The organism is Pseudomonas sp. S2_B07, assembly GCF_054668435.1.
Genome location: NZ_CP162769.1, coordinates 2,442,246 through 2,454,795, shown reverse-complemented (window position 1 = coordinate 2,454,795; position 12,550 = coordinate 2,442,246). Strand labels below are relative to the sequence as shown.

At 59.0% G+C, this 12,550-nt stretch carries 9 protein-coding genes; 2 read left to right on the top strand and 7 right to left on the bottom strand.

Features of this window, described 5'->3' with window-relative positions; all coding sequences use genetic code 11:
* Nucleotides 1-109 precede the first annotated feature (109 nt).
* From AB4N43_RS11415 to AB4N43_RS11385, 7 genes are all read right to left on the bottom strand, one after another.
* Entirely contained in the window at nucleotides 110-1,534 is a 1,425-nt protein-coding gene (locus AB4N43_RS11415) for a gamma-aminobutyraldehyde dehydrogenase (RefSeq protein ID WP_059181560.1), read from the bottom strand.
* Nucleotides 1,535-1,699: 165 nt separating this feature from the next.
* Nucleotides 1,700-2,509: an ABC transporter permease gene (locus AB4N43_RS11410; RefSeq protein WP_194939941.1), complete on the bottom strand. Its 810-nt coding sequence runs from the start codon at nucleotides 2,507-2,509 to the stop codon at nucleotides 1,700-1,702.
* The gene (locus tag AB4N43_RS11405) at nucleotides 2,499-3,446 is read right to left on the bottom strand and encodes an ABC transporter permease (protein WP_007948691.1); all 948 of its coding nucleotides are present in this window, start codon (nucleotides 3,444-3,446) and stop codon (nucleotides 2,499-2,501) included. Before AB4N43_RS11405 ends, AB4N43_RS11410 begins: the two co-directional genes overlap by 11 nt.
* A 1-nt stretch (nucleotide 3,447) precedes the next feature.
* The gene (locus tag AB4N43_RS11400) at nucleotides 3,448-4,485 is read right to left on the bottom strand and encodes an ABC transporter ATP-binding protein (protein ID WP_027924925.1); all 1,038 of its coding nucleotides are present in this window, start codon (nucleotides 4,483-4,485) and stop codon (nucleotides 3,448-3,450) included.
* Between the two features lie 236 nt (nucleotides 4,486-4,721).
* Complete coding sequence (gene ydcS, locus AB4N43_RS11395; protein WP_027924926.1) at nucleotides 4,722-5,873, bottom strand: putative ABC transporter substrate-binding protein YdcS; 1,152 nt, start codon at nucleotides 5,871-5,873, stop codon at nucleotides 4,722-4,724.
* Nucleotides 5,874-5,955: 82 nt separating this feature from the next.
* Entirely contained in the window at nucleotides 5,956-7,443 is a 1,488-nt protein-coding gene (locus AB4N43_RS11390) for a gamma-aminobutyraldehyde dehydrogenase (protein WP_081743987.1), read from the bottom strand.
* A 102-nt stretch (nucleotides 7,444-7,545) separates the two neighbouring features.
* Nucleotides 7,546-8,460, bottom strand: coding sequence for a LysR family transcriptional regulator (locus tag AB4N43_RS11385; RefSeq protein WP_027924928.1), 915 nt, complete (start codon nucleotides 8,458-8,460; stop codon nucleotides 7,546-7,548).
* A 176-nt stretch (nucleotides 8,461-8,636) separates the two neighbouring features.
* On the opposite strand from AB4N43_RS11385, the gene AB4N43_RS11380 reads away from it, so the two are divergent.
* Nucleotides 8,637-9,320, top strand: coding sequence for a tellurite resistance TerB family protein (locus AB4N43_RS11380; protein ID WP_027924929.1), 684 nt, complete (start codon nucleotides 8,637-8,639; stop codon nucleotides 9,318-9,320).
* A 231-nt stretch (nucleotides 9,321-9,551) separates the two neighbouring features.
* On the top strand, nucleotides 9,552-12,221 hold the full coding sequence (locus AB4N43_RS11375; protein ID WP_460154046.1) for a YncE family protein: 2,670 nt from the start codon (nucleotides 9,552-9,554) through the stop codon (nucleotides 12,219-12,221).
* Nucleotides 12,222-12,550: the final 329 nt, after the last annotated feature.

Below are 12,550 nucleotides of genomic sequence, written 5' to 3'. Positions count from 1 at the left end.
TCTTCCTTGAGTTTGCGGTGATGCCATCGCGGCGGTGCGGCGATCCGACAAGCCCGGCTCCCACAGGTCTTGCGCAATCCCTGTGGGAGCTGGCTTGCCTGCGATGCTTTTAGTGTTTGAACATCACATGCCGGACGACGGTGTAGTCCTCCAGGCCATACATCGACATGTCCTTCCCGTAACCGGACAGTTTCTGACCGCCATGCGGCATTTCACTGACCAGCATGAAATGCGTATTCACCCACGTGCACCCGTATTGCAAGCGAGCAGACATCCGATGGGCGCGGCCGACATCCGCGGTCCAGACTGACGACGCCAGGCCGTAGTCCGAATCGTTGGCCCAGCCCAGCACCTGCGCTTCATCGGTGAATTGGGTCACCGACACCACTGGCCCGAACACTTCGCGGCGAACGATTTCGTCATCCTGATGCGCATCGGCCAACACGGTCGGCTCGAAGAAGAACCCGTTGCCTTCCACAGTCTTGCCGCCGGTGATCAGGCGAATGTGCGGTTGCGCGATAGCGCGCTCGACAAACCCGGCCACACGGTCGCGGTGTTGCGCGGTGATCAGCGGCCCCAGTTCGGTCGACGGATCATCCTGCAAACCGTACTTGATGCTGCTGACCGCCTCGCCGAGTTTCTCGACGAATTTTTCGTAGATGCCAGCCTGCGCATAGATGCGGCACGCGGCGGTGCAGTCCTGGCCGGCGTTGTAGAAACCGAAGGTGCGGATGCCTTCCACGGCGGCGTCGATGTCGGCGTCATCGAAGATGATCACCGGGGCCTTGCCGCCCAATTCCATGTGCATGCGTTTGACGCTGTCGGCGGTGCTGGAAATGATGTTCGAGCCCGTGGCAATCGAGCCGGTCAGCGACACCATGCGCACTTTCGGGTGGGTGACCAATGGGCTGCCAACCGATGGACCACGACCAAACACCAGGTTGAGTACGCCGGCCGGGAAAATGTCCGACGCCAGTTCGGCCAGACGCAGGGCGGTCAACGGGGTTTGCTCCGACGGCTTGAGCACCACGGTATTACCGGCGGCCAGGGCGGGGGCGATTTTCCAGGCGACCATCATCAGCGGGTAGTTCCACGGCGCGATGGAGGCGATCACGCCGACCGGGTCGCGGCGGATCATCGAGGTGTGGCCCGGCAGGTATTCCCCGCCCGCCGAACCGCTCATGCAACGGCTGGCGCCGGCGAAGAAACGGAACACGTCGGCAATGGCCGGGATCTCGTCGTTCAGCGCGGCGCTGTAGGGTTTGCCGCAGTTGTCCGATTCCAGTTTGGCCAGCTCTTCGCCATGGGCTTCGATGGCGTCCGCGAGTTTGAGCAGCAGCAGAGAACGTTCTTTCGGTGGGGTTTGCGACCAGCTGTCGAAGGCAGCATCGGCGGCGCGCACGGCCGCATCGACCTGGGCTTCGCTGGCTTCATTGATTTCCACCAACACGCGACCGAGGGCCGGGTTGAATACGGGTTGGGCGGGGCCTTCGCCGTCGATCAGTTGGCCGTTGATCAAGAGTTTGGTTTGCATGGTTCTGTCCTCTTCAAAACTATTGTTGTTCTTCTGTGGAAATCAGGCCCTGTGGGAGCGGGCTTGCCCGCGATAGCGGTTTTACAGTCGACACATGTGTTGAATGTCAGTCAGTCATCGCGGGCAAGCCCGCTCCCACAGAGATAATTGTTGTCTGTGAGTTGTTTACTTACCGCCGCTCCCGGCAACACTCTCGCCACCCCGGGTCAGGTAATAGGCGCCAAGGATCGGCAGCATGGTCACCATCATCACCAGCATCGCGACGACGTTGGTCACCGGCACGTCCCGAGGGCGGCTGAGCTGGTTGAGCAGCCACAGCGGCAGGGTGCGTTCATGGCCGGCGGTGAAGGTGGTGACGATGATTTCGTCGAACGACAGGGCAAACGCGAGCATGCCGCCAGCCAGCAACGCCGAGCCGAGGTTCGGCAGGACGATGTAGCGGAAGGTCTGCCAGCCATCGGCACCGAGGTCCATCGAGGCTTCGATCAAACTGTGCGAAGTGCGGCGCAAACGGGCGATGACGTTGTTGTAGACGATCACTACGCAGAAGGTCGCGTGGCCGACGATGATGGTGAACATCCCGGGCTCGATCCCCAGCGTCTTGAAGGTCGCCAGTAATGCGATCCCGGTGATGATCCCCGGCAACGCAATCGGCAGGATCAGCATCAGCGAGATGCCTTGTTTGCCGAAGAAGTCCCGGCGGTACAACGCCGCTGAAGCGAGGGTGCCAAGGACCATGGCGATCAAGGTCGCGATGGAGGCGATCTCCAGCGAGAGCTTGATTGCTTCCAGCACGTCCGGCCGCGAGAACGCCACGCCGATCCACTTCAGGGTGAAACCCTTGGGAGGAAAGCTGAACGCGGCATCTTCGGTATTGAAGGCGTAGAGGAAGATGATCAGGATCGGGAAGTGCAGAAACACCAACCCGCCCCAGGCTGCGATTTTCAGGCCTATAGAGGCTTTCTCAGAGTGCATCGAAGGCCCCCAGTCGTTTGACGATAGTCAGGTAGATGGCGATCAACACAATCGGCACCAGGGTGAAGGCCGCCGCCATTGGCATGTTGCCGATCGCGCCTTGCTGGGCGTACACCATGCTGCCGACGAAGTAGCCCGGTGGGCCGACCAGTTGCGGCACGATGAAGTCGCCCAGGGTCAGGGAAAAGGTGAAGATCGAACCGGCGGCAATGCCCGGAATCGACAGCGGCAGAATCACTTGCATGAAGGTCTGGCGCGGTTTGGCGCCGAGGTCTGCCGAGGCTTGCAACAGCGATGGCGGCAGACGTTCCAGCGACGCCTGGATCGGCAGGATCATGAACGGCAGCCAGATGTAGACAAACACCATGAAGCGACCCAGATGCGAGGTCGACAAGGTGCTGCCGCCCACGCCCGGAATGCCCAGCACAAACTGCAACACCGGCTCCAGCCCCAAGTGCTGAACGAACCACTGTGCGACACCGCCCTTGGCCAGCAGCAAGGTCCAGGCATACGCCTTGACGATGTAACTGGCCCACATCGGCATCATCACCGCGATATAGAAAAACGCCTTGGTCTTGCCGGTGGTGTAGCGCGCCATGTAGTAGGCGATCGGGAACGCGACGATGGCGCTGGCGATGGAGACGACGACGGCCATGCTCAAGGTGCGCAGGATGATGTCGAAGTTCGACGGCTGGAACAGCGCCGCGAAGTTCGCCAGGGTCAGGTCGGGTGTGACCGCCATGGTGAAGTCATCGAAGGTGTAGAAACCTTGCCACAACAGCACCAGCAACGAGCCGAGGTAAATAGCGCCGAACCATAGCAGCGGCGGCACCAGCAGCATCGACAGGTACAGGTTCGGCCGGCGATACAACAGGTTGGAAAACCTGCGCAACGGCGAACCGCTGGCCGGGGTTTGAGGGATAGCCACGGTGTTCATCTCACACCCCGCCGACAACGGTGTCGTGCAGCGGGATCATCGCTTCCCGTGCCCAGCGAGCGCTGATGCGTTGCCCGGTCTGGTGCTGGGCGCTGACGTCCAGCCATTGGTTGTTGGCCTGGCTGATGTTCAGGGTCTGACCGTTTTCCAGTTTCATCTCGTAGCGCGTGGCGCTGCCTTGGTACTGAATGTCGTGGAGCAAACCGCTGACTTCGATCTCGTGGCTGGCCAACGGCCCTTCGGCAAATCGCACGTGTTCCGGGCGAATCGAAAACGGCTGTGGGTTGCCACTCAACTGCTTCGCCAGATCGCCGCGAATCACATTCGAGGTGCCGACGAATTCGGCGACAAAGGTCGTGGCCGGTTTCATGTAGAGATTGCGCGGGGTGTCGACCTGTTCGATGCGGCCTTTGTTGAACACGGCTACGCGGTCAGACATCGACAGCGCTTCGGTCTGGTCGTGGGTGACGAAGATGAAGGTGATGCCGAGTTGGCGTTGCAGTTTCTTCAGCTCGCTTTGCATTTGCTCGCGCAGTTTCAAGTCAAGGGCGCCCAATGGCTCGTCGAGCAGCAGCACACGCGGGCGATTGACCAGCGCGCGGGCCAGAGCCACACGCTGGCGTTGACCACCGGACAGTTGCACCGGTTTGCGCTCGCCGTAGCCGCCGAGGGCGACCATGTCGAGGGCTTCTTCGGCGCGTTTCTGCCGTTCGGCTTTACCAACGCCTTTGACTTTCAAACCGTAGGCGACGTTGTCGAGGACGTTCATGTGCGGGAACAGCGCGTAATCCTGAAATACCGTGTTGACGTCACGCTCATACGGCGGCAGCCCGGCGGCTTCTTCGCCATGAATGCGGATCGAGCCTGCACTCGGTTGTTCGAAACCGGCAATCAGGCGCAAACAGGTGGTTTTGCCCGAGCCGGAAGGGCCCAGCATGGAGAAAAACTCGCCGTCCTGGATGTCGATGGAAACCCGGTCTACGGCTTTCACTTCGCCGAACAGACGGGAAACGTTGGTGAACTGGACTGCAAGCGTCATGGTGCGGTGCTCCAAAAAAGGCGAGGGCCGTCACAGCGGCCCTGCCTGGACTTCTGAAAAATCTGAATCAACTTTCTGGTTGGAAAACTTATTGTGGCGAGGGAGCTTGCTCCCGCTGGAGTGCGCAGCACTCCCAAAAGGACTGATGCGGTCTCTCTGATTGACCGCATTAACGGGTTTTGGGGCAGCTTCGCCACCCAGCGGGAGCAAGCTCCCTCGCCACAGGGGCCGGTGGGTTAGCGGCCGCCCATAATCGCGATGTAGTCCTGGGTCCAGCGGCTGTATGGCACGAACTTGCCGCCTTCAGCCTGCGGGGTTTTCCAGAAGGCGATCTTCTCGAACTGGTCGAAACCATTGGTCTTGCAACCTTCAGCGCCGAGCAATTCGCTGCCGGTGCACGCCGCTGGCACCGCTGGCAACGAACCAAACCACGCCGCCACATCACCCTGGACTTTCGGTTGCAGCGACCAGTCCATCCACTTGTAAGCGCAGTTCGGGTGCTTGGCCTCGGTGTGCATCATGGTGGTGTCGGCCCAACCGGTGGCGCCTTCTGTCGGGATGGTCGACGCAATCGGCTGCTTCTCGTTCATCAGGCCGTTGACTTGATAGGGCCAGGCGCCGGACGCGACCACGCCTTCGTTTTTGAAGTCGCTCATCTGCACGGTGGTGTCGTGCCAGTAGCGGTGGATCAGCGGCTGCTGCGCGCGCAGCAGATCGAGCACGGCTTTGTACTGGGCTTCGGTCAGTTCATACGGGTTCTGGATACCCAATTCCGGCTTGGCGGTTTTCAGGTACAGCGCGGCGTCGGCGATGTAGATCGGGCCGTCATAGGCCTGCACGCGTCCCTTGTTCGGCTTGCCGTCCGGCAGGTTTTGCGCATTGAACACCACGCCCCAACTGGTCGGCGCAGTCTTGAACACGTTGGTGTTGTACATCAACACGTTCGGGCCCCACTGATATGGGGTGCCGTAGGTCTGCTTGTTGACCACGTACCACGGCGCATCTTTCAGACGCGGGTCGATGTTCTTCCAGTTCGGGATCAACGCGGTGTTGATCGGCTGCACACGCTTGCCGACGATCAACCGCAACGAAGCATCGCCAGACGCGGTGACCAGGTCGTAACCGCCCTTGGCCATCAAACTGACCATTTCATCGGAAGTGGCGGCGGTTTTCACATTGACCTTGCAGCCGGTCTCCTTCTCGAAACCGGTCACCCAGTCGTAGGCCTTGTCGCTTTCGCCACGTTCGATGTAGCCCGGCCAAGCCACAATATCCAGCTGACCTTCGCCGGCCCCCACCGCTTTCAGCGGTTCGGCGGCCTGGAGGCTGGCACTCGCCAGCAGCGCGGTGGTGATTGCACTGAGCAGTGCGGTCTTGTGCACGAACATGGGAATTCCCTCTTCTTTAATTATGGTCGGGGCAGTTGTGAACGTGGTGAAGCATGCCGTTAGCGGCTTGTTATTAGCGTAGTCAGAGATGCTGTCCGTGGCGCGCCATGATGTGGCGCACCACGCTGTAGTCCTGGAGCGAATCGCTGGATAAGTCTTTGCCGTAGCCCGAACGCTTCAAGCCGCCATGGGGCATTTCGCTGACCAGCATGAAATGGCTGTTGATCCACGTGCAGCCGTACTGCAAACGCGCCGCGACCTGCATCGCCTTGTCGAGGTTCTGGGTCCAGACCGAGGAGGCGAGGCCGTATTCCGAGTCGTTGGCCCAGTCCACCGCTTGTTCGAGCCCATCGAAACGGGTCACAGTGACCACCGGCCCGAACACTTCGCGCTGGACGATCTCATCGCTCTGCTTGCAGCCGGCCAGCAGTGTCGGTTGGTAGTAGAAGCCAGCGCCGGAGTGCACTGCCGCGCCGGTCACCCGTTCGATATGCGGCTGGCCGAGGGCGCGTTCGACGAAACTGGCCACGCGGTCGCGCTGGCGGGTGCTGATCAGCGGGCCGATTTCATTGTCGGCGTCGCGTTTACCGGCAAAGCGCAGGCTGCTGACCGCCGCGCCGAGCTCGGCCACCAACCGGTCATGAATCCCGGCTTGTGCATAAATCCGGCACGCGGCGGTGCAATCCTGACCGGCGTTGTAGTAACCGTAAGTGCGCACGCCTTCGACCACCGCTTGAATGTCCGCATCGTTGCAGACGATCACCGGCGCTTTGCCACCGAGTTCAAGGTGCGTGCGTTTCAACGTCTTGGCAGCGGCCTGGAGGATTTTTTGCCCGGTGACGATATCGCCGGTCAGCGACACCATGCGGATTTTCGGGTGGCTGACCAAATGGCTGCCGACGCCTTCACCGCCGCCGCAGACGATGTTGATCACGCCGCGCGGCAGGATTTCTGCCAGTGCCGGGGCCAGGGCCAGGATCGACAGCGGCGTGTGTTCGGACGGTTTGAACACCAGCGTGTTGCCGGCGGCGAGGGCCGGGGCGATTTTCCACGCGGCCATCATGATCGGGTAGTTCCAGGGCGCAATGGACGCGACGACCCCGATAGGATCGCGACGGACCATGCTGGTGTAGCCCGGCAAGTATTCGCCGCTGAGCTGGCCGGTCTGGCAGCGCACGGCACCGGCAAAGAAGCGGAACACATCCACCGTCGCGCTCAAGTCGTCCTGACGAGCCAGGTGCAACGGCTTGCCGCAGTTCAGGGATTCGAGACGGGCGAGGAGGTCGGCTTGTTTTTCGATGGCGTTGGCGATGTCCAGCAACAGGTTTGAACGTTGCTGCGGGGTGGTCCTCGACCAGCTGGCAAAGGCGTTATGCGCGGCGAGGATGGCGGCTTCGACTTGCTCGGTGCTGGCTTCGGCGATGTGGGTCAGCACTTCCCCGGTGGCGGGGTTGAGGATCGGTTCGACAAAACCCTGACCTGCGACCAATTCGCCATCGATCAACAACGCGGTGAACAACGGGGTCTGCGCGCCAGCCATTTTTCGGGTTCTCTTTTCTTGTGTGGCCATGCTGCTCCCTGTGACTGGGGCCCGGCCGTCTTATATAGATGCAGCAAGACTAGTGCGCGGACCCGAGGTCGACAAATACTAAATACTGAAGGTGGCGTTCGATTAAATAGATGGCTTGCGTCCGCCGTGGGGTTGCTCGCGGGCGACGGTCAGGAAAGGATCGACCAGCGCCGGACGCGCAGTGCCGCGGCGCCAGGCCAGGCCGACGTCAAGGGTCTGACTCAAGTCGGCAATCGGCCGCGCTTCAATGATGTCGCCCTCCAGCGACCACGGTCGATAGGTCATGTCAGGCTGGATCGACACGCCCAAACCGGCGGCCACCAGGCTTCGCACGGCTTCCGTTGACGCGGTTCTCAGGGTGATGCGCGGTTGCAGGGAAGCGGCGGACCACATGCGCTGGGCGTTGCGGTCCATTTCATCGACGTTCAGTTGAATCAGCGGTTCGCGCGCCACGTCGGCGAGGTTGATGCTGTCGTGTTCGAGCAATGGATGCTGCGCCGGCAGCCATAAACGGTGGGGCGAATGCGTCAGGACTTCGGTTTGCAGGGCGTGACGGTCTTCGAGGTTGGAGAGGATCAGCACACCAACGTCGATCTCGCCGCTGACCAGCAAATGCTCGATGTAGGGGCGTTCATCCTCCATCACCCGGATCTCGACGTTGGGGTAGGCGCGCTGAAAGCGGGTGAGCAAATCCGCCAGGTAGTAACCGGCCACGAGGCTGGTTACGCCAATGATCAACTGGCCGGCCACCTGGTCGGTGCTCTGTTGCAGGCTGCGTTTGGCGTTATCGACGGTGGCGAGAATCAGGTGCGCCTGGCGCAGAAACTGATGGCCCTGGTGAGTCAGGCTCATGCCCTTGGCGTGTCGGTTGAACAGGCCGACGCCAATCTCTTCTTCCAGTTGCTGAATCGCCAGGGTCAAGGTCGATTGGGAAATGAACGCGGTTTGCGCGGCGGCAGAGATCGAACCGGTCTCGGCCACGGCGATAAAATGACGAATCTGACGCAGGGTCATCATGGGGAAAGTACCCGGTGGACGGTTTTTATAGATTTGCTTGAGTGTATATCGTTTTAATCGATGGGCCTGTGGGCGTTACAGGATATGAGCAACATCTGGAAGCACTCTCGCCGGCAGGGGGCGGCCACTTTCGATCTAGGCTGGTGGCCGGTTACCCCTTTCGTGGAGACGGCAAAATGAATACCCGTGGTTTGCTCGATCAACTGCTCAAGTCCGGTCAGGATCTGGTGAAGAACAAGGCTGGAGGCAATCAGAACAAGGCGTCCAGCGGTGGGCTCGGTGGTTTGCTCTCGGGCGCCAGCGGCGGTGCGATAGCGGCGGGTGCCATGGGGCTGTTGCTCGGCAGCAAAACGGGCCGCCGTGTTGGCGGCAAGGTGCTGACCTATGGTGGCCTCGCCGCACTGGGTGTGATTGCCTACAAGGCGTTCGGCAACTGGCAGGCCCAACAAGGCACTGCCTCGCAGAGCGAACCGCAAACCCTGGACCGCTTGCCTGCGGCGCAGGTCGAGTTACACAGCCAGGCGATTCTCAAAGCCTTGGTGGCCGCCGCCAAAGCCGACGGCCACATCGATGAGCGCGAACGTGCGTTGATTGAAGGCGAATTCACCAAACTCGACAACGATCAAGAATTGCAGCACTGGCTGCACGCCGAACTGAACAAGCCGCTCGACCCGTCCGACGTCGCCCGTGCTGCGTGCACCCCGGAAATGGCCGCCGAAATGTATATCGCCAGCGTGATGCTGGTGGATGAGCAGAACTTCATGGAGAAATCCTACCTCGATGAGTTGGCGCGGCAATTGAAGCTGGAACCGGGGTTGAAGGCGGAGTTGGAGAGGCAGGTGAGACAGGCATCGATGTAGCCGACGAAGGTTCTCGAAACGGCCTCTACTACCTATTCATAATCCGCCGCTCTTGCAAAAGCGGGGCGGGTTTTATCGCTTGTGGGGGGGATGAGACGAATAACTCAGTCAGTGCCGCTCGTCTTAAAACACCACGTACCTGTTAATTCTGACAGTAGCTGGAAAATCATTTAAGGCATTTGATACCGCTACCTACGCCGCTCTCTCGCGGCGCGACAAGGAGCGTGTGTGATGACCGATCTTTCAAATGATTCCAAGACCCTGGCGCTGTCACCCCCTTACATTGTCGATGCAACGCCGGACGTCAAAAGCGAAGACCCCACTGCAGGAGTGCCGCTGTTAGGGGTTCCTTTGAGGCTTACAGGGGGCGGGCATCTGAAAGTGGTTGTGGATCCGCCCTCTCCGGGGGCGGATTCTGTGGTACTCCATCTCAACGGCAGTGTCACGCCCATCGACGCCCCTGTGACGGTCGATCCGGTCACAAAACGCACCACGTTCGAAGTGTCCGGGGCTCTGCTTCGCAATGGCCTGCAATATTTCAATTATGTAGCCAAGCGTATCGGTGGCAGCGATGAGCCGTCGCCCAATCTGTGGGTGCTGTACAGCAGGGATCGCCCAGGTGGTCTGGACCCGATAGTCGACGACCAAGACATCCACGAAGGGCTGGTTATTGATCTGCCTGAGGACGTCAAACAAAGCGGTGTCGACCTGGTAGCGGCCGAGCGAGGCGTCCCGCTTACCGTCTCTTACGCGTTTGCCAAATTGCACGACGTGGTGACCGTAAACTGCAACGGATTTCCGTTCAATCACATTGTGACGGCGGGCGATATCGGTGGCGGGTTCGACATCTTGCTGCCTAAAGCCGCTTTCATTGGCGGCGGCAACAGCCTGACCTTCAAGATTTTTTATACGGTCAAGGACCAACTGGGAAACAGTACCCAAAACTCACTGCCATCGCCGGCCCTCTCGATCAAGGTCGACCTGACGCCCAAAGTTGAACTCCCACCTGCGCCTTTTGTGCCAGCGCTGGCAGGTAATGTGATCTTTCCCGGCAAGCACACCGCGGGTTTCGTGGTCCGGGTGGATTGGACCAAAGGCTTCAAACCCGGTGATAGAGCCAAACTGGTGGTGAAGGGCGGAGCTGCGGGAGCAGGAACACCGGTATTCAACTTTGTGGCGTTCAATGCCAACTTCCGCGCCAATTTCCAGCTGACCCCGGCGTTCATTCTGGCGAACGCAGGCCGGGAGGTGGTGTTCACGTGGACTCTGTTGAGTGGTGGCGTGGAGACCGGGTCCGAGCCGCTGACCCTTATAATCGAAAGCGTCAATGTGACGGATACGAATTTTCCCAAGCCGGAAATTGTTGAGGCTTATGGGACGAACGCTGTGGATCTGCGGGCGTTTACAGGCGATGCAAAGATCGTCTGCGCACCTTGGCCATTTATTGGAGTGGGGCAAAAATACTGGCTGCATGTCTTGGGCACTGGCATGGATGACAACCCCAAGACTGTCCCCATTGCTGTGGGAAAAACCTTGACGCCGGAAGAGATCCACAACGGGCTAGACGGTGTGGTGCCACGTAAAGAGCTGGAGCTGTTCAAGCCGGGGCATCAGTTGAGGGCGCGGCTGCGCGTGGACTTCTACCCCAATGAAAACGTAGACACGATCAGGACGTTCACGCTGACCTACTACACGCTAGTCACCGCCGGGATGAAAGCCATCCTGGAGTTCATTAATGCACCTTATCGCGTTGCGCCCTTGGGTCGCCTGACCGACATATCGTTGAAACTGGTTGACGAAACGGGCAATTTCATCAGAGAGGCGTCGGTACGTGTGACTATTCCGGGCATTTTCAGATACTCGGACGGCACGACAGGGCGGCGTGAGTTTAAGACGAGTTTACTTGGTGAGTTGGTCATCCGGGGGGTGACTGGGCCGGATGCGCCAGCCACCAATTACACAATCACGGCTGAATATAATGGTAAAACTGTGATTGCGAAGTTAAATGTGACGGCCAGAGGGGCGGTTGGAGAAGTAGATCTTGGCTTTGTTCCACACACTTATATTGGTCATGGGTACCATACGCTTATGGTAAGCCCGGATGGGACCAAGATATGCGTGATGAAACCCGCTAATGATAATGGCAGTTTGGCAATTATCGATGCCGAGACCTTGCAGATGTCCGACAAGTCTGTGGCGCGTTTGAACGCCTTTAACTTTGCGATCGGACTTGATAGCAATCAGGTCTTTATAAGCAGCACTCACAGCTATAGTCGTACAGTTTATGATTTGTCGACTGGAACGCAAGTGCTGATTCCAACGAATACTTATAACTCGGGGGGATGTGTCTTTGATCGGGAGGGTGCTCATGCCTATGTGACAAGTCAACAAGGGTTGAGAAAGACCGATATCGTGTTTAAGCGTGAAAAGGATATTCCAGGCCCGAGCAGCAGTGGTCCAATTATTCTGAGTTCCGACGGTCGACGTATATTTACTTTCGCTGGTGGGTCTCTATATGGCATTGATACAAGTAATGACACGTTAGTCAAAGTCGTCTCGCAAGGCTGGAACGCAAATACAATTGCAATAAGTCCGGACGGTAAACGTCTTTACGCCGATGATAGGTCTTCCCCAAGGATCAGAGTTATTAACCCCGAAACATTGCTCACTATCCAGTCGGTCGACGTTTTGAAACCGGGCCTGATTACCTTGAGTCCGGATGGGCGGATACTCTTTTTTGCCAGTGAAGGAACCGTAACGGTTCTCGATTCCTTAAGCCTTAAGGAGGTCAAGACGTTCCCGGTCCAGGGTGATCCCTGTGCCCTAGGGTGTAGTCCTGATGGTTCCCGCCTCTATATTGCCTATAAATCCAAAACATCTATCACGGCTATTCAGGTCTAGTAACCCTGTAGGCAAGTACGCGCACATTAATAAGATGGCTGATTGTCTATTCTTGGGAACTGATCAGTCGCTTAAACCCCGCCATCGCTCTTTGCGAGCAGGCGCGCTTTTGCATTGGACCGCGTCCATTCGGACAACTTGGTTCAATGTGGGAGCCGTGCTTGCCCGTGAAGACGCCTTCAGCCTCACCCCATCACCCTCAGGCGCATCCACGACTCATTTCTTCCGATCCTCCACCGACACCCTCTCCCGATCCCACCGTCATCCCACGGTCTCCACCCAGGGCGAGAATTGGCGTCCCCCGTCTTATAAATGAAACACCCTCGGCT